This window comes from Azospirillum sp. (assembly GCF_050789165.1).
On the sequence record NZ_JBOZRT010000034.1, the window covers coordinates 54,267 to 71,697 of the forward strand.

17 protein-coding genes are annotated in these 17,431 nt (G+C 72.5%); 6 read left to right on the plus strand and 11 right to left on the minus strand.

Translation table 11 applies throughout. The features are described from left to right. Positions 1 to 100: 100 nt before the first annotated feature. Together ACRWK7_RS07690 and ACRWK7_RS07695 are read right to left on the minus strand one after the other, a co-directional pair. Positions 101 to 1,315 carry a CaiB/BaiF CoA transferase family protein gene (locus tag ACRWK7_RS07690; protein ID WP_431855619.1) on the minus strand — a complete coding sequence of 405 codons (1,215 nt, stop codon included), beginning with the start codon at positions 1,313 to 1,315 and terminating at the stop codon, positions 101 to 103. A 6-nt stretch (positions 1,316 to 1,321) separates the two neighbouring features. Further along, positions 1,322 to 2,515 carry an acyl-CoA dehydrogenase gene (locus ACRWK7_RS07695; protein ID WP_431855620.1) on the minus strand — a complete coding sequence of 398 codons (1,194 nt, stop codon included), beginning with the start codon at positions 2,513 to 2,515 and terminating at the stop codon, positions 1,322 to 1,324. Positions 2,516 to 2,736: 221 nt separating this feature from the next. On the opposite strand from ACRWK7_RS07695, the gene ACRWK7_RS07700 reads away from it, so the two are divergent. After that, positions 2,737 to 3,624, plus strand: coding sequence for a LysR substrate-binding domain-containing protein (locus ACRWK7_RS07700; RefSeq protein WP_431855621.1), 888 nt, complete (start codon positions 2,737 to 2,739; stop codon positions 3,622 to 3,624). Positions 3,625 to 3,775: 151 nt separating this feature from the next. On the opposite strand, the gene ACRWK7_RS07705 is transcribed toward ACRWK7_RS07700, so the two are convergent. Beyond that, positions 3,776 to 4,225, minus strand: a complete 450-nt coding sequence (locus tag ACRWK7_RS07705; protein WP_431855622.1) for a MarR family winged helix-turn-helix transcriptional regulator — start codon at positions 4,223 to 4,225, stop codon at positions 3,776 to 3,778. 185 nt (positions 4,226 to 4,410) lie between these two features. Between ACRWK7_RS07705 and ACRWK7_RS07710 the strand changes: the two genes are divergently transcribed. After that, positions 4,411 to 4,833, plus strand: a complete 423-nt coding sequence (locus ACRWK7_RS07710; RefSeq protein ID WP_431855623.1) for an organic hydroperoxide resistance protein — start codon at positions 4,411 to 4,413, stop codon at positions 4,831 to 4,833. A gap of 111 nt (positions 4,834 to 4,944) precedes the next feature. Here ACRWK7_RS07710 and ACRWK7_RS07715 read toward each other — a convergent pair whose 3' ends face one another. The 8 genes from ACRWK7_RS07715 to ACRWK7_RS07750 form a co-directional block, all read right to left on the minus strand. Then, positions 4,945 to 6,132, minus strand: a complete 1,188-nt coding sequence (locus tag ACRWK7_RS07715; protein ID WP_431855624.1) for a DNA polymerase IV — start codon at positions 6,130 to 6,132, stop codon at positions 4,945 to 4,947. Positions 6,133 to 6,136: 4 nt separating this feature from the next. Further along, on the minus strand, positions 6,137 to 6,565 hold the full coding sequence (locus ACRWK7_RS07720; RefSeq protein WP_431855625.1) for a hypothetical protein: 429 nt from the start codon (positions 6,563 to 6,565) through the stop codon (positions 6,137 to 6,139). 168 nt (positions 6,566 to 6,733) lie between these two features. Next, positions 6,734 to 8,485 carry an alpha/beta fold hydrolase gene (locus ACRWK7_RS07725; protein WP_431855626.1) on the minus strand — a complete coding sequence of 584 codons (1,752 nt, stop codon included), beginning with the start codon at positions 8,483 to 8,485 and terminating at the stop codon, positions 6,734 to 6,736. Beyond that, complete coding sequence (locus ACRWK7_RS07730; RefSeq protein WP_431855627.1) at positions 8,482 to 10,935, minus strand: glycoside hydrolase family 2 protein; 2,454 nt, start codon at positions 10,933 to 10,935, stop codon at positions 8,482 to 8,484. The genes ACRWK7_RS07725 and ACRWK7_RS07730 overlap by 4 nt, the downstream gene beginning before the upstream one ends. A 4-nt stretch (positions 10,936 to 10,939) precedes the next feature. After that, positions 10,940 to 11,878: a DUF1839 family protein gene (locus tag ACRWK7_RS07735; protein WP_431855628.1), complete on the minus strand. Its 939-nt coding sequence runs from the start codon at positions 11,876 to 11,878 to the stop codon at positions 10,940 to 10,942. A 3-nt stretch (positions 11,879 to 11,881) separates the two neighbouring features. After that, positions 11,882 to 12,796, minus strand: coding sequence for an amino acid--[acyl-carrier-protein] ligase (locus tag ACRWK7_RS07740; RefSeq protein WP_431855629.1), 915 nt, complete (start codon positions 12,794 to 12,796; stop codon positions 11,882 to 11,884). After that, positions 12,793 to 13,968 carry an acyl-CoA dehydrogenase family protein gene (locus tag ACRWK7_RS07745; RefSeq protein ID WP_431855630.1) on the minus strand — a complete coding sequence of 392 codons (1,176 nt, stop codon included), beginning with the start codon at positions 13,966 to 13,968 and terminating at the stop codon, positions 12,793 to 12,795. Before ACRWK7_RS07745 ends, ACRWK7_RS07740 begins: the two co-directional genes overlap by 4 nt. Then, positions 13,965 to 14,216, minus strand: a complete 252-nt coding sequence (locus tag ACRWK7_RS07750; RefSeq protein ID WP_431855631.1) for an acyl carrier protein — start codon at positions 14,214 to 14,216, stop codon at positions 13,965 to 13,967. The genes ACRWK7_RS07745 and ACRWK7_RS07750 overlap by 4 nt, the downstream gene beginning before the upstream one ends. Positions 14,217 to 14,542: 326 nt before the next feature. On the opposite strand from ACRWK7_RS07750, the gene ACRWK7_RS07755 reads away from it, so the two are divergent. The 4 genes from ACRWK7_RS07755 to ACRWK7_RS07770 all read left to right on the plus strand — a co-directional run bounded on the left by ACRWK7_RS07755 (position 14,543) and on the right by ACRWK7_RS07770 (position 17,429). Further along, positions 14,543 to 14,950, plus strand: coding sequence for a cupin domain-containing protein (locus ACRWK7_RS07755; protein ID WP_431855632.1), 408 nt, complete (start codon positions 14,543 to 14,545; stop codon positions 14,948 to 14,950). 69 nt (positions 14,951 to 15,019) lie between these two features. Beyond that, the gene (locus ACRWK7_RS07760) at positions 15,020 to 16,162 is read left to right on the plus strand and encodes a hypothetical protein (RefSeq protein ID WP_431855633.1); all 1,143 of its coding nucleotides are present in this window, start codon (positions 15,020 to 15,022) and stop codon (positions 16,160 to 16,162) included. 66 nt (positions 16,163 to 16,228) lie between these two features. Further along, positions 16,229 to 16,861: an MBL fold metallo-hydrolase gene (locus tag ACRWK7_RS07765; protein ID WP_431855634.1), complete on the plus strand. Its 633-nt coding sequence runs from the start codon at positions 16,229 to 16,231 to the stop codon at positions 16,859 to 16,861. A gap of 1 nt (position 16,862) precedes the next feature. After that, positions 16,863 to 17,429 (plus strand): hypothetical protein, encoded by a 567-nt coding sequence (locus ACRWK7_RS07770; RefSeq protein WP_431855635.1) that lies wholly within the window; start codon positions 16,863 to 16,865, stop codon positions 17,427 to 17,429. Positions 17,430 to 17,431: the final 2 nt, after the last annotated feature.

Consider the following 17,431-nt stretch of genomic DNA (forward strand, 5'->3'; position numbering starts at 1 on the left):
AGCGGGGATCCAGGCCTCGCGCGGCGCACCGGCGTCGGGAAGCACTGGATCCCCGCTTTCGCGGGGATGACGGGTAACGGAAAATGTGGTCGGGCCGACGCTAAATCACGCCCTTATCCCGCAACGCTGCGATGTCCTCCGCGCCGAGCCCGAGCTGGCCGCCCAGCACGTCCTCGGTGTCCGCGCCCAGCATCGGCGGCGCGCGGTCGTGCGCCAGCGGGGTGGCGGAGTAGCGGATGGGGTTCGCCACCGTCGGCACGCTGCCCAGCACCGGGTGCGGCAGGTCCTGGCGCAGGCCGCGCGCCTGCACCTGCGGGTCCTCGAACACCGCCTGGAGGTCGTTGATCGGCCCGCACGGCACGCCCAGCGGCTCCAGGGCATCGAGCCATTCCCGCGTGGTGCGGGTCGGCATCAGGTCGGTGAGGATCGCCACCATGTCGGCGCGGTGGGCGACGCGCGACGCGTTGTCGGCGAAGCGCGGGTCCTGCGCCAGTTCCGGCCGGCCGGCCGCGGTGCAGAATTTGCTGAACTGGCCGTTGTTGCCGATGGCGATGATGATGTGGCCGTCGCGCGTCGGGAACGCCTGATAGGGCACGATGTTCGGGTGCGCGTTGCCGAGGCGCTGCGGCGCCTTGCCCGACACCAGATAGTTCATCCCCTGGTTCGCCAGGATCGCCACCTGCACGTCCAGGAGCGCCATGTCGACCATCTGCCCCTCGCCGGTCCGGTCGCGGTGCGCCAGGGCGCCCATGATGCCGATGGTGGCGTAGAGGCCGGTGAACACGTCGGTCACCGCGACGCCGACCTTGACCGGGCCGCCGCCGGGCTCGCCGTCGGGCAGGCCGGTGATGCTCATCAGCCCGCCCAGGCCCTGGATCATGAAGTCATAGCCGGCGCGCGGCGCGTACGGCCCGGTCTGCCCGAAGCCGGTGACCGAGCAGTAGACCAGCCGCGGGTTGACCGCCTTCAGGCTGTCGTAGTCCAGCCCGTACTTCTTCAGGCCGCCGACCTTGAAGTTCTCGATCACCACGTCGGCCTCGGCCGCGAGCCGGCGGACCAGCTCCTGCCCCTCCGGTCGTTCGAAGTCGATGGTGACCGAGCGCTTGCCGCGGTTGGTGGAGAGGAAGTAGGCGGCCTGCCGGTCCTCCCCCTCCCCCGCCCAGGGCGGGCCCCAGGTGCGGGTGTCGTCGCCGGCGCCGGGCCGCTCCACCTTGACCACGTCGGCGCCGAGGTCGGCCAGCGTCTGCGCCGCCCAGGGGCCGGCCAGCACGCGGGAGAGTTCGAGCACCTTGATATGGGAGAGAGGCCCGGCCATGGCGCGTCAGCCCGTGAACGCCTGGATGCCGGTGATCGCCCGGCCCAGGATCAGCGAGTGGACGTCGTGCGTGCCCTCGTAGGTGTTGACCGCCTCCAGGTTCATGGCGTGGCGGATGATGTGGAACTCGTCGGAGATGCCGTTGCCGCCGTGCATGTCGCGGGCGACGCGGGCGATGTCCAGCGCCTTGCCGCAGTTGTTGCGCTTGATCAGCGAGATCATCTCCGGCGCCGCGTTGCCCTCGTCCATCAGCCGGCCGACGCGCAGTGCCGCCTGCAGGCCCAGCGCGATCTCCGTCTCCATGTTGGCGAGCTTGAGCTGCGGGATCTGGTTCGCCGCCAGCGGCCGGCCGAACTGCTTGCGGTCCAGCGTGTACTGGCGCGCCTGGTGGAAGCAGAACTCGGCGGCGCCCATGGCGCCCCAGGCGATGCCGTAGCGCGCCCGGTTCAAGCAGCCGAACGGGCCGCTGAGGCCCTTGGCGTTGGGCAGCAGCGCCGTCTCCGGCACGTGCACCTCGTCCATGACGATCTCGCCGGTGATCGAGGCGCGCAAGGAGAACTTGCCCTCGATCTTCGGGGCCGACAGGCCCTTCATGCCCTTCTCGAGGACGAAGCCGCGGATGTCGCCGGCGTCGTCCTTCGCCCACACGACGAACACGTCGGCGATGGGGGAGTTGGTGATCCACATCTTCGAGCCGGTCAGCACGTAGCCGTCCGACACCTTGCGCGCGCGGGTCTTCATGCCGGCGGGGTCGGAGCCGGCGTCCGGCTCGGTCAGGCCGAAGCAGCCGATCCACTCGCCGGTGGCGAGCTTCGGCAGGTACTTCATGCGCTGCTCTTCCGATCCGTAAGCGTGGATCGGGTGCATGACCAGCGACGACTGCACGCTCATCATCGAGCGGTAGCCGCTGTCGACGCGTTCCACCTCGCGGGCGATCAGGCCGTAGCAGACGTAGTTGACGTTCGAGCAGCCGTACTTCTCCGGCAGCGTGGCGCCGAGGAAGCCCAGCTCGCCCATCTCGGTGAAGATCGCCGGGTCGGTCTTCTCGTGCCGGTTGGCCTCCAGCACGCGGGACATCAGCTTGTCCTGGCAGTAAGCGCGGGCGCTGTCGCGCACCATGCGCTCGTCCTCGGTGAGCTGGTCGTCCAGCAGCAGCGGATCTTCCCAGTTGAACGCGGGACGCGTCTCAGCCTTCGCCACCGTTTCCTCCATCGTCAGGGCATTGACCGGACTGTGCGGAATGGGGCGTCATAGGTCCAATACATTTGTGCTGGGGTTTTTATATGATATCCATATAAATCATAGCGCTGGTCCCCCTCCTAACCTCCCCCCATCTTCGACGGGGGGAGGAATGAGCCCTCCCCCGCGAAGTGGGGGAGGGTTGGGTGGGGGCCCAGCGCGGATACTCTCCACGGCCGCCCATGGACCTGCGCCACCTCCGCCATTTCGTCGCCGTCGCCGAGGAGCTGCATTTCAGCCGCGCCGCTGCGCGCCTGGGGATAGGCCAGCCGCCGCTCAGCCAGTCGATCCAGGCGCTGGAGTCGGAGCTGGGCACGAAGCTGTTCGAGCGCACCAAGCGCCACGTCGAGCTGACCGAGCCGGGGCAACTGCTGCTCAAGGAGGCGCGCGAGATCCTGGCGCGCACCGAGAGCGCGGTCGTCCTGACCCGCCGCGCGGCCAAGGGCGAGGTGGGCGAGCTGCGCGTCGGCTTCACCGCCGCCTCGCCGTTCCTGCCGGTGGTGCCGCGCATCATCGACGCCTACCGCCGCGCCAGCCCCGACGTGCACCTGACGCTGACCGAGCTGCCAAGCTTGCGCCAGCTGGCGGCGCTGGCCGACGGGCGCATCGACGTCGGCTTCGTGCGCGAGCCGCGCACACCGACCGGCGACGCCTTCACCTTCCACACCGTGCTGCGCGAGCCGCTGATCGCCGTGCTGCGCGACGACCACCGGCTGGCGGCGCGCGACCCGGTGCCGCTGGCCGAACTGGCCGGGGAGCCGTTCGTCTTCTACCCCGCCGATTACGGCACCAGCACGCTGGAGCAGGTGATGGCGCTGTGCGCCGCCGCCGGCTTCAAGCCCGACGTGGCGCAGGAGGCGCGCGAGGCCTTCACCATCATCGGCCTGATCGCCGCCGGGCTGGGGGTGTCGATTCTGCCGGCGCAGCTGCGGCAGGTGGCGGTGGAGGGCGTGGTGTACCGCAGCCTCGACACGGCCGAAGCCTACACCACGCTGCTGCTGGCGCACCGGCGGGGGGAACGCTCGCCGCTGGTGCGGGCGTTCACCGACCTCGCCGAGCGGTTCGTGTGAGATCCGAGTTTCTGAGTTTATGCGCCCCTCGCTCAGAGACGATCCTTGTTGGCCCCGCGTCGCCTCCAGAGGCATCGGTCACTTCTCGCGGCCGTCATCCCCGCGAAGGCGGGGATGACGGCCAAAAGTGCCTGCATAAACTCACAGCCCCTCAGCCCAGCGCGTCGCGCAGCTTCAGCAGCTCCGCCTGCAAGCGCTCCATCTCCGCGAGGTCGAGGCCGGTCGCGCAGCCGATGGCCCTCGGAACGGACTCCGCCTGCGCGCGCAGCTCCCGCCCGGCGTCGGTCAGGCGGATGCGTACCCGGCGCTCGTCCTCCGGGTCGCGCTCGCGCGTCAGCAGGCCGGCCGCCTCCAGGCGCTTGAGCAGCGGCGTCAGCGTCGCGGAGTCGAGCAGCAGCCGGGTGCCGATGTCGCCGACGGTCAGCCCGTCCTCCTCCCACAGCACCAGCATGACGACGTACTGCGGGTAGGTCAGGCCGAGGGCGTCGAGCAGCGGCTTGTACCGGCGCGCGAAGGCGTGCGCCGTCGAGTACACCGCAAAGCAGAGTTGGCGGTCGAGGGAGAGCAGGCTTCCGGACGGTTTGGGCGACGGTTTGGGCATGGAACGGTCCTGGCACGGCCGGCGGGCCAATCCCTCAAGTGTAGCGATGCATCGCCGTCTGCACAGGCCCCGCCGTTGCGGGGTAGCCATGCACACTATTAAATCGCGCACGATCAAATCGCGTTATAAGTTCCTTGCATCGACACCGCGCCGCCGCGACGGCGCCAAACGAGGGGAAGACGACCATGGCCATTCTCTACACGACCCAGGCGACGGCGTCCGGCGGCCGCGACGGCCGCGCGGTGAGCGCGAACGGCACGCTCGACGTGACGCTGAACACGCCGAAGGAGCTGGGCGGCGCCGGCGGCGAGGGCACCAACCCGGAGCAGCTGTTCGCGGCCGGCTATTCGGCCTGCTTCCTCGGCGCGCTGAAGTTCGTCGCCGCCAAGGAGAAGGCGAAGATCCCCGCCGACGCGTCGGTGACCGCCGCGGTCGGCATCGGTCCGCGCGACGACGGCACCGGCTTCGGCCTGAAGGTCGCGCTGACGATCTCCCTGCCGGGCGTGGAGCGCGCCGAGGCCGAGGCGCTGGCGCAGAAGGCGCACATCGTGTGCCCGTACTCGCACGCCACCCGCGGCAACATCGAGGTCGATGTGGCGGTGGCGTAAGAAGCCCCTCCCCCCTTGCGGGGGAGGGGTTTGGGGAGAGGGGGGAAGCAACTTGGCCGCTGCGCGGCGCCACCCTCTCCCCACCCCCTCTCCCCTCAAGGGAGAAGGGCTTTAAGACTCCGGCGCGCCGAACAGGTCGGGCTGGGCGTCCGTGCGCGGATCGACCAGTTCGGCGCAGCCGATGCCGATCAGACGGTACTCCCGCCCCTCGCCTTCGCGGTCCAGCAGCTCGCACCCCGCCCGCCACAGCGCCTCGGCGGAGCGCGTCGGCGCGATCCGCTGCGAGCGGGTCAGCGTCTGGAAATCCGCCGTCTTCAGCTTCAGCACCACGTTGCGGCCGAGCAGGCCGGCCTTCTCCAGCCGGCGCGCCACCTTCTCGGCGATCGGGCGCAGTTCGTGCTTGAGGACCTTGAGGTCGCCGATGTCCCAATCGAAGGTCTCCTCGGCGGAGATGCTCTTGCTCGGGCTCTCCGGCTCGACGCGGCGGGTGTCCTCGCCCTGCGCGAAGCGGTAGAGGCGCCGGCCCATCGCGCCGTAGCGCCGCGCCAGCCAGATCTCCTCGCGCTGGGCGAGGTCGCCGACGGTGCGGATGCCGTCGGCCCACAGCTTCTGCCGCAGCGCCGGCCCAACGCCCCAGAGGATCGACACCGGCCTGGGCGCCAGGAAATCCACCGCCTCCGCCCGCCCGATCACCGAGAACCCCCGGGGCTTGTCGAGGTCCGAGGCGATCTTCGCCAGCAGCTTGCAGTAGCTGAGCCCGATGGACGCGGTGATGCCCAGGTCGCGCTCGAACCGGTGCACCAGCTCCACCAGCGCCTGCGCCGGGCTGATGCTCAGCCGCGCCTCGACGCCGGTGAGGTCGAGGAACGCCTCGTCGATGGAGATCGGCTCGACCAGCGGGGTGAACGCCTCCATCAGCGCGCGGGCCCGGTGGCCGACCTGCCGGTACTTCGCCATGTCCGGCGGCAGGATCACCGCGTCCGGGCAGCGGTCCAGCGCCTCGCGGATCGGCATGGCGGAGCGCACGCCGGCCATCCGCGCCACGTAGCAGCAGGCCGCCACCACGCCGCGGTGCTCGCCGCCGACGATCACCGGCTTGTCGGCCAGCTCCGGCCGGTCGCGCTTCTCCACGGTGGCGTAGAAGGCGTCGCAGTCGATGTGGCCGATGGGAAGCGCGTGCAGCTCCGGGTGCGCGAAGACGCGGCGGCCGTCGCACTTCGGACAGCGCTCCATCCGCCGAGGCAAGGCAGCGGCGCAGTCCCTACAAACCGCTGGGTGGGCGGCGGTCGGCTCCGGCATGGCGTCAGGTCCGATACAGGCCCTGGAACAGGTCGCCCAGCGCGCGGCGCAGCAGGATGGTGACGCGGAAACGGTCCTGGCGCACCGCGCGCTCGTGCCCCAGGTGGCAGCGGCGGCACAGCGCGATCAGGTTGGACGGGTCGTTGTTGGTCGGGTCGTGGTCGCGGTGGCAGGCGGAGATCACCACGCGGGTCGAGCGGTGGCGGGCGTAGTCCACCACGTCCGGCCAGGCGGCCGGGCGGCCGCGGTCGTCGCGCCAGCTGTGCGCCTCGACGTCGAACCAGCGGCCGTCGGGCAGGCAGCGCACCTCGTGGCCGTGCGGCCGGCCGCAGTGCTCGCACCGCCCTCGCGCCCGCACGAAGCGGACGTGGTGGCTGAGCTGCGGCCAGTCGATCGGGAGGTGCCAGCGGCGGCGCGACAGGGTCGTGGGCATGGCGCGCAGTTTAGGCGAATCCACCCCACCGGGAAAGCCCCATGCCGTGCCTAGACCACCAGTATTACGGTCTGGGTCCCAGAAGGTCCACCACCCATAGAATGATGAACGCCAGCCCGATCCCCAGCGCGATCAGCAGCCACACCGTGTCGGACGACAGATCCTCCATCAGGCACCGGGCGCTCCCATCCGGGCGGGGCGGCCGGCCGGCTCCTCGGTCTGGTTGGCGGCGGACAGGGTGGCGAGGTGCTCCTCCAGCCGGGCGGCGAAGCGCTCCTGCGCGGCGCGCAGCATCAGGCTGTGGTCGGCGTCCTCCAGCGTCTCCAGCCGCACCCCGGCGACACCGCGCAGCCGCCGGCCGCCGCGGCCGAGGCGGCTTTCCAGCTCGCCCAGCGTGACGTCGCCGGCGCTGTAGAGCAGCAGCGTCGATACCCCGCGCTCGCCCAGGCGGCGGAACCACTGCGCCGCGTCGCCGGACGCCGCCCCGCTGCCGAACCGGTCGCGCAACACGTCCACCGCGCGGGCCGCCAGCGTGCGGACGACGCGCAGGGCCTTGGGGTCGCTGCGCAGCACCGCCCGCCACGCCCGCGGGTCGGCCACCTTCGGCAGGTAGTCGCGGGGGCGCTTGGCGGCCTCCTGGATCACCGCCTCGGAGGTGAAGCCCTCGGCGGAGAGCAGGAAGCGGCCGGGGTTGACCAGCGCCTGCGCGGCCACCCGCGGGTCGGCCAGCGCGGTGTGCAGCGCCAGCGTCGCCCCGGCGCACAGCCCGACGGCGACGACGCGCGGGTAACCCCGCCCCTCCAGCCAGTCGAGCGCGGCGCGCGTGTCGTCCGGGCCGTCGCAGCAGTAGATCAGGTTGTCGCCCCGCCCCGGACACGGCGCACTGTCGCCCAGCCCGGCCGCGTCCATGCGCAGCGAGGCGTAGCCGCGCGCCGCCAGCCGCCGCGCCAGCGTCACCGACATGCGCCCCGAGCCGACGTGGTGCGTCGCCCCGCTGTTCAGCAGCAGCACCGCCGGCCGCCCCGGCCCGCCGCACAGCACCGGCTCGCACAGGATGCCGAAAAGGCCGGAGCCGAAGCGCACCGGCGTCTCGACGGCGCCGGGCAGCTCCAGCCGGGCCGGCGGCGCCAACGCATCGGGGGGAGTCCAGGCCGCGGCGCCCTCCGGCGCGTCGGCGCCGAGCCACGCCGCGACGCGGTCGAGGGGGGCCGCCGGCAGCAGGGCGCGGCTCACGCTGTTCATCAGCGCGGCGAGGTCGGCGAACGGCTCCTCCTCCACCTCCGCGCCCAGCGCGCGCAGCCGCGCGGCGAGCGTGGCGCCGTCGCGCACGTCGGTGCGGGCCAGCAGCAGGATCTTCGGCGCCGGCCGGGCCGGCAGCGCCGCGAGGTCGAGCGCGCGCATGCCGGCGAGCGTGCCGGCGGTCAGGCGGAAGCCGGCGAACTCGACGCCCTCCGGGGGCTGCGGCGCGCCGGCCAGCCGGCCCATGGCCTTCATCTCGTGCGCGTAGGCCTTGCCCGAGGCGCAGGGCGCCATCAGCACCAGCCGTTCCACCCCGCCGCGCTCCGCCGCCGCCATGGCGGCCAGCGTGCCGCCCAGGCGCAGGCCGACCAGCGCCACCTCCTCCACCCCGGTGGCGGCGCGCAGGAAGCGGATGGCGGCGTGGATGCCGTCGAGCCAGGCGCGCGCCCGCTCCGGCTCCTCGTCGCTGCCCGCGGAGTCGCCGGTGCCGGGGTAGTCGAAGCGCAGCGTCGGCATCCCGGCGGCGGCGAGGCGGTCGGCCAGCGCGGCCCAGCTGCGGTGCACGCACAGCTCCTCGTGGCCGTGCGGGCTGCACAGCACGACTCCCCGCCTCCCCCCCGCCGGGTGCAGCCAGCCGAAGCAGCCCTCGAACACCACCCCCTCGAACCTGGCCGGCGTCATGCCACCCCCTTGAAGCGCACCGGACCGCGGCCGTTCAGCGCGTGCACCTCGCCGTCGGGCACGGTCGCGCGGTCATGACGAGGCAACAGCCGCACGGTGCGTTCGGTGCCCGGCGGCAGGTGGAACCAGCCGTCGGCGGCGCGGAATCCATCGTCCTCGACGTGCACCCCGCGGGCGAGCCGGCGGCTGCGCAGGCGCAGCAGCCAGCCGTCGCCGTCGCGCACCGCCTCGGCGGTCAGGTCAAGGTCGGTGCGCTCCGACGGGCGCAGGAAATGGACGGCGTCGGCGATCGGCGCGCCGTCGGGCGCGGTCAGCGCCGCCACCGTGGCGTCGTGCGCCGGCGGGCCGAAGCGGTAGGCGTAGGTGGCGTCGAAGAACGCGTCCAGCAGCGCCGGCACCGCCAGGGCGAGCGCGCCGCGGGCGGGGATGGTCACCTCCGCCCGGCCGCGCGCCACCGGCACCTCGCCGTCGCGCAGGCAGGTCACCGACAGCACGGCCGGCACCGGCTCGGCGGTCTCGTTGAGCAGATGCGCGGCGAGGCCGTTGACGCCCTCGTCGGTCAGCAGCACGGTCACCGGGCGGAAGGCCCGCTTCAGCGCGTGCCACGCCGCCTTCGGCGTGCCCGACGCGTCCACCACGCCCCACCCCGCCCCCGGCCACAGGTCCTGGAACAGGAACACCAGCCCGCCGGCGGTGGTCGAGCCGGCGCGCCGCCACTCGGCGAACACCGCCTCCATGACGTCGCCGGTCACCGCGCGCGACAGGCGCAGGTAGCGGTCGGGGTCCTCGTAGCGGAGCGTCAGGGGATCGACGCCGTAGAGGCGGCGCAGGTAGTGCTCGCGCACGTCCTCGAAGTCCCAGGGGGCGCCGATGTCGCGCGGCACCCGCTGCTTCCAGCGCGGGTCGTGCACCGCCGGCACCCCGGCCAGCATCGGCGCGTCCGGCACGTTGGCGAAGGCCAGGCATTCCGACGCGAAGGAAACGTCGGCGCGCCGCGCGTCCTCCAGCGGGCGCATGTAGGCGCCGACGCCGTAGTAGTGGGTGACGCCGTCGTTGGCGATGAAGGGCAGCGCCCCGCCGCTCGGCGAGTTGGGGACATAGGGCACGTCGGGCCGCAGGCGGGCGCCCTCCTCCGGCAGCGCCGCGTCGAACAGCGGCTGCGACCACGCGGAGCACGGCAGGCCGAGCATGGCCGCCTGCTGCATCGCCTCGCTGCCGCCGCAGAGCACCGCCAGCGACGGCGAGGCCTGCACGCGGTCGAGCAGCTGCGCCGCCTCCTGCCGCGCAGCACCCAGGAACGCCTCGTCGGCCGGGTAGTCGAAGTTGGCGAACATGAAGTCCTGCCAGACCAGCAGGCCCAGCTCGTCGCACAGCTCGAAGAAGGCCGGGCTCTCGTAGGCCATGGTGCCGCCGACGCGCAGCATGTTCATGCCGGCCTCGACCGCCAGGGACAGCCACGGTCCGTAGGCCGCGCGGCTGCCGGGCAGCGACACGATGTCGGCGGTGCTCCAGCAGGCGCCGCGGCAGAACACCCGCTCGCCGTTGACGCGCAGCGCGAAGCGGCTGCCCGGCTCGCGCGCGATGGTGCGGAAGCCGGTACGGCCGAGGTCCACCACCGCCTCCCCCACCCCGGCGCGCACGGCGTGCAGCGCGGGCGTGCCGTGGGTGTGCGGCCACCAGAGGTCGGGATCGGGCACGGTGACGGTGCCGGTCAGCGTGTGCGGGTCGGTCCAGGCCAGCGGCGCGCGGACGCCCGCCGCCTCGACCCACGCCGGCGCGCCCGAGGCGCCGCGCCAGTCCACCGACAGGGTCAACGCCACCGTGCCGTCGCGGTCGCACACCGTGCTGCGCAGGTCGGCGGCGCGGACGCGCAGCGGGCCGGTCTCCGCGACCAGCTCGATCGGTCGCCAGGGTCCCACCGCGTGCACCGGCGGGCACCATCCGGGCATGTGGCCGAGCAGCGTCGTGCGGATGCCGCGCAACGCCTGGTGCTCGATCATCCGGGGGCGCCAGCGCGCCCGGCCCCGCCGCCCCTGCAGCGCCGGGGCAAGCGCGCGGAAGGCGAGGCACAGCTCGTCGTTCCCGCTCAGCCGGACGGGAACCGCGTGCGCGACGAACATGCTGTCGGAGGTCAGGATCCGCTCGCCGTTCAGCCACACCTCGGCCAGCGTGGCGAGGCCGTGCAGGACCAGCGTGCGCTCGCCCTCGGCGGTCAGGCGGGTGCGGTACCAGACGTCGTGGCCGTGCAGCGGCTTCGGATCGTCGAGGCTCCAGCGCCCGGCGTCGCGCAGCGCCTGCGCCGCCGTGCCGGGCACCGGCGCCGGGATCCAGTCGCGCGCTCCCTCCAGCTCGGCCGGGGCCGCAGCGGCGCCGGGGGCGGTGAGCGTCAGCTCCCACCCCGCGTCGAGGGCAACCGTGGTGCGGCCGGTGACCGAGAGCACGCGCGCCATGGGCTCACCTGCAGCGCCGCGCCAGGGCTCCGACGCTGTCGTCCCAGCCGCGCTCCAGCGCGTCGAGAAGCGGCGTGTAGTCGCCGAACTTCTTCCGGTGCACGGCGCGGGCGAGCTGGAACTGCAACGCCTTCGCCGTCTCCGCCAGAGTCGTCGCGGCGTCCGCCATGGCCGACAGGCCGCCCTCGCCCTGCCCCTCCAGCCAGCGCAGGTGGCTGCCCAGCAGCTCGGCGTTGGCGCCCAGTTGGCGCAGCAGGTTGAAGGCGTAGAGATGGAAATAGTCCATGGACCGCGCGGCCAGCCGCTCCAGGTGCGCCGGGAACTCCGCGCGGTAGGCGGCGACCGGGTTGCGCGCCGGCCGGCGGCCCAGATGGTGGGCGAGCAGGCCCAGCGCGCCGTCCAGCAGCGCCCGGCCCTGCAACGCCGGGCCGCCGGGGCGGACGAACTCGACGTAGGGGAACAGCACGTCCGGGCTGCCGCTCAGGTGGGCCAAGCGGCGGAACACGCCGTCGAAGTCCTCCCCCTCCAGCGTGAAGCGGCCGGCGTTGTGGAAATAGTCGAGGCGCCGGGCGTCCGCATCCAGCCCGGCGATGGCGACGGTGGTCTTGACGTGCTGGCTGCGGTACGAGGTGCCGCGGGTGTCCGGCAGGTAGAAGCCGTCCACCTCCACCAGAACCGGGTTGCCGCGCTTCAGCTGCTCGGCCGCGTGCGCCTCGACGGTGTCGTAGATCGCCAGCTCCTGCACCTCCAGCCCGAACAGGATCCGCAGATCCTCCGGCGGGACCTTGAAGAAGGTGAACTGGTCGCCCTCGAAGTCCTGCGCCACGGTGAAGCCCAGCGCCGCCAGGGGCTCGTGCCCCTGGGCGTGCAGCAGCTCGATCCACAGGTCGACGTAGCAGTTGGTCTCCGGCCAGATACGCTCACCGGTGTGCAGGGGATGCATGCGCTACCCCCACAGCACGGCGCGCACGGCCTGCGGCCACTCCGCCGGGTCGAAGCCGTGGTGGCGGAACAGCGCCAGCGCCACCCGCTCCATGCCGAAACCGACGCACGCCGTGTGCGCCAGCTCGCCGTCCGGCGTGCGGATCTCCCACAGCAGGCCGAAATGGTCCTGGTGGTAGTTGAAGGACAGGCAGGCGGTCGGCTTCTCCTCGCTGGTGATCGGGATCAGCAGCTCGAACTTCAGGCCCTGGTCGCGCTGGTTGGCGGCCAGCATACGGCCCGCGCGGCCGAAGAACGGGTCGTTGGCGAGGTCGATGGCCAGCGGCACGCCGAGCGATTCCATCAGCAGCTTGCCGCGCTCCAGCCAGCTCTGGCGGAAGGCCATGACTTGGTCCGGAGTGCCGATGCGCACGTACTCGCGCATCCGGAACAGCTGCATGCGCGCCGGGTCGAGCGACGGTTCGTGGCGGAAGCAGGTGGAGTAGACGTCCACGACCCGCCCGCGCTCCGGCAGCGTGCCGCGCGCCGCGATGGTCGGGTAGACCGGGTAGCAGGCGGCCGGCGTCAGCACCACGTCGGTCGGGCGCTGCATCCCGGTCCAGTCCTCGCCCGCGTGCAACTGCTGCAGCAGGGTCTGGTGGTCGCGGTCGCTCCCCTCGAAGCTGTGGACGGTGCCGGCCAGCTGCGGGAAGCTGTTGAGGTACTCGCTCTTCTCGAAGTGGCGGCGGTTGAGCGCGGGCGGGAAGCGCATGACCTCCGCGCCGTCGTCCTTGCCCCACTGGGTGATCAGCGCGTCGAAGCGTTCCACCACGTCCTCGAACACGCCGCTGCGGCCGTACAGGCCATCCACCCCCATGGGGATCAGCAGGCCGTGGGCGACCAGGGCGTCGCGGAAGGCGGTCTGGTTTTCCGTGCTCATCCGAACAGCCCCATCGTATCCTTGTGGACGAGAAGCAGATTGGCGGTGTTGCCGAGGATCCGGTCGTTGCTGATCATCAGCGGCGCCGAGTGGGCGTCGCGCAGGTGGCGCGCCACGCTGTACTCGCTGTCGTTGCGGTAGCCGTTGAGGCCGCAGACCAGCAGCGCCTGCTCGACGATGCGCACCAGCGTCTGCGCGGCGCCCACCTTCAGCGTGTTCATGGCGACCGCGAAGCCCATGGAGGTCAGGCGGTCGGCGTCGCCCGCTGTTTCCTGGTACTGGGCCTCCTCGTACTGGCGCACGGCGCCGACGATGCTGGCGCGCATCTGGTTCAGCATGGTCGTCGCCTCGGCCAGCCGCAGCGCGCCGGGCGGGGTGGAGCCGGGCTTCTTGCGCGCCTCGGCGCGCACGAAGGCGCGGGCGCGGCCGACCGCGTCGGTGGCGATGCCCAGCCACATGCTGGCCCACAGGATGTGCGTGGTCGGCAGCATGGTGCGGGCCGAGATGTCGGCGTAGGGCAGGGGTAGGATCTGCTCGGTCCCGGCCTCCGCGCTCAGCCGGTAGCCCATGGAGCAGGTGCCGCGCATGCCCAGCGTGTCCCAGCCCACCGTCTGCTCCAGCCGGCAGTCGTCCTTCAGCACGGCGACGATCACCTGATCCGACGCCGGCGAGTCCGGCGTGCGCCGCGCCGTCACCAGGATGCCGTCCGCCGCCTCGCCGTAGGAGATGACGGAGGCGTTCTTCTCCAGCCGGAAGCGGCCGCCGCTGGCCTCCACCGCGCAGGACGAGCTGCGCACGTCGCCGCCGATGCCGGCCTCGGTGGTGGCGGAGGCGAGCAGGAGCTGCTCGGCCGCCAGACGCTCCAGAAGGGTGCGGTGCCAGGCGCTCTGCTGGCCGTGCTGGACGACGCAGGCGACCTGGATCTGGTGCATGGCGTAGATCATGCCCGTGGACGGGCAGTGCTGCGCCAGCTCGTGGCAGACCGCGGCGATGTCGGCCAGGGTGGCGCCCTCGCCGCCGAAGTCGCGCGGCACCATGGCGCCTAAGAGGCGGGCGGCCTTCAGCGCCGCGAACGCCTCGGCGGGAAAGCGGGCGTCGCGGTCGACGGCGTCGGCGTGGCTCGCCGCGACCTGGGTGCCGACCTCGCGCGCCCGCTGGACCAGCGGGCTCATGCGGCGGCCGTCCCGTTGCGCAGGCCCGTCACGGCCTCGCGGATGGCGGCGATGCTCTCGAAGGTGCGGCGGCGCAGCAGTTGCTCCGGAAACTCGATGTCGAAGCGCTCCTCCAGCGCCAGCATCAGGTTGACCGACCCGTGCGAGGTCAGGCCGGCGGCGTACAGATCGTCCTCGTCCGACAGGGTGGCGACATCGACCGCCAGCCAGCCGCTGTCCGCCAGGATCTCCCGAATGGTTGTGTCCATGGATGCCGCTTCCCCGGCTGCCTCGTCGCCGAGTGCCGTCCATGCCGTCGCGCGCATGAAGTTCGCCTCCCATTTTCCGAACTGTCACCGCGAGTTAACATTATCGACCTCGGGTTGTTCAAAGTTCATTCAGGTGCCCCCCGAGCTTTTGGGGATGCCTCCGTGCGTAATACACGCCAAGGACTTGGCTATTCCTTCGGGTACGGAACGGCTCGCCGTTGCCTGCAATTGCGGATGAGAGGATAGGGGTGCCGGTGCGGCCGGACAGGGGCGGGAGCACGGACGCGCCAAGCGCCGTTGCATCCCAAACAACCAGGAGGAGCACCGTGCAGAACCGTCTGCTGCGTATGGAGCGCGAGGCCATCGACCGCGACGCCACGCCCAAGCCGGCCGTCTTCGGCACCATCGTCGCCGGGGCGCCGGACGAGGCGTACGTCCCGGTCTTCGACGCCGCCCGCTTCGCCTGCGGGGTCTGGCAGTGCACGGAGGGCGTCGTCGCCATGAAGGACTGGCCCTACGACGAGTTCTGCATCCTGCTGTCCGGCCGCGTCGTCATCACCCCGCAGGGCGGCACCGCACAAGAATACGCACAGGGCGACGCCTTCGTGATCCCCAAGGGCTTCACCGGCACCTGGGACATCAAGCAGACGATCCGCAAATACTACGCGGTGCAGAAGCACCCCAGCGCGCTGGGGCGGCTGAAGTCGATGGTGCGCGGCCTGCTGCCCGTCTAACCCCTTGAAGCTGTAAAGCGAACACGTTCTTCGGTATCATCGGCGCGCCGCCTTCGGGGGAGCCGCCGCATGACCGCCACCGTTCCGCTTCCCCTGGTCTCCGCCCTGCTGGAGCTGGAGCGCGCCGTCGGCCGCCTCGCCGAAGCGGTGCGCGATCCGGCGCGGCGCGAGCGGCTGTGGGCCGACGCCGCGCGGCGCGACGCGGTGGCCGCCGCCCGGCTGGATGGCGCGGCCGTCGATCCCACCGACTTCCTGGTCGCCACCGTGGCGCCCGAACTGGTGCCGCCGGCGCGCCGCGCCACCGGGATCGCCGCGCACGCGCTGTGGAGCGGCGTGCGGCTGGCGCAGGGCAAGGTGCGCCGGCCGGCCCCGCCGCCGCCCTTCGAACTCACCGCGCCGGCCGGGCCGGCCAAGCCGAACGATGGGCCGCTCGGCGCCGCCTCCGCGGCGTGGCGCGCGGTGGCGGAGCTGGAAGCGCCCGACGATGGTGACGCACCGTTCGCCGAGGACGCGCCCGCACCGCTGACGCCGTTGCCGGAACCGTGGACGGTGGCGTGGCTGGAGCGGCTGTGGTGCGCCACCCAGGACGGCGTGTCGGGCCGCGCCGCCGATCGCCTCCCGCCACACGAGGAACGGCAGGCCGGCGCGCTGCTCGACCGCGTCGAGGGCCTGCTGGGCGAGCCCGGACTGGTCGGCGGCATCGAGGCGCTGGGTTACCTGCTGCGGCCGGCGCCGGTGGCGCGCGTGGCGCCGTGGGCGGTGCCGCTGGCCCGACTGGCCGCCCCGGCGCTGCTCGCCCGCGCGGCGCGGGTGCCGGAGGTGTGGCTGCCGGCGGCGCCGGTTTTGCTGGCCGAGCGCACGGCGGCGCGGCTGGCCGCCGGCGGGGCGGACCTCGACTGGCGGATCTGGCTGGCCGGGGCGCTGACCGCGGCCGCGCACGCCGAACGCCGCCGCGCCGACGAACTGGACGCCATGGCCGCCGCGTGGCGGCAGAACGCCGGGACGCGGCGGCGTAACTCCCGCCTGCCGGAGGTGTTGGACGGGTTGTTCGAACACCCGGCCTTCACGGTGCGGCGCCTGCAACGCCGGCTCGCCACCACGTTCCGCGGCGCGCAGCTGATCGTCGATGAACTGGTGGAAGCCGGCGTGGTGCGCGAGGTGACGCAGCGCGCGCTCGACCGCGTCTACGTCGCCGTCGACCTCATGCCCTGAGCCTTGTCCACGGGACGGGGGCGCCGTAAGGTCGGGCACCCCACGGCTTCCTTGATAGGGATCGGCATGAAGTACGCCATCGTTCCGGTGACGCCTTTCCAGCAGAACTGCAGCATCCTGTGGTCGGAAGCGACCATGCAGGGCGCGGTCGTCGATCCCGGCGGCGACATCGCCCGCATCATGCGCGCGGTCGAGCAGCACGGCGTCCGCCTGGAGAAGATCCTGGTGACGCACGGCCACCTCGACCACGTCGGCGCCGTGCACCCGCTGGCCGAGAAGCTGGGCCTGCCCATCGAGGGGCCGCACCGCGACGACGACTTCTGGATCCAGGGGATGCCGCAGCAGTGCCAGATGTTCGGCTTCCCGCCGACGCCGACCTTCACGCCCGACCGCTGGCTGGTGGACGGCGACACGGTGACGGTGGGCGGCGAGACGCTGGACGTCCTGCACTGCCCCGGCCACACCCCCGGTCACGTGGTGTTCCACCACGCGCCGTCGAAGCTGGCGGTGGTCGGCGACGTGCTGTTCGCCGGCTCGATCGGCCGCACCGATTTCCCCAAGGGGAACCACGGCGACCTGATCCGCGCCATCAAGGAGAAGCTGTTCCCGCTGGGCGACGACGTGGCCTTCATCCCCGGCCACGGCCCGATGTCGACCTTCGGCGAGGAGCGGCTGTACAACCCTTTCCTCACCGACTGACATGAGCGAGCCCACCGCCTTACGCCGCCGCCTGCGCCGCGCACTGCTCAGCCCGCTGCTGGTGCTGGCGGCGGTGGTCGTGCTGTTCGAGGAGCTGTTCTGGGACCAGCTCCAGGCCGTGGCGGCGCGGCTGGCGCGCTGGGCGCCGCTGGCCCGGCTGGAGACGTGGGTGGCGGGGCGGGACCGCTGGACGCTGCTGGCGCTGTTCGGCGTGCCGGTGGCGGCGCTGTTCCCGGTGAAGCTGGCGGCGCTGTGGCTGATCGGCTCCGGGCACGTCGCCGGGGGCCTGGGCGTCCTGATCGGCGCCAAGGTGGCCGGCACCGCCTACGCGGCGCGGCTGTTCCTCATCGGCCGGGACAAGCTGCTGTCGATCCGCTGGTTCGCCCGTTGCTACGACTTCGCCATCTGGGTGCACCGGCTGGTGCACGCGGGGTTCGAGCGCACCGGCATCCCGGCGCTGGCCCGCCGGATGCGCGGGGCCTTCCGCCGCTGGCGCGCCACGGCCGGGCAGGGCGGCTTCGCCCGGCGCGTGCATATGGTGAAGCGGCGGCTGGCCGGGCGCGGCTGACG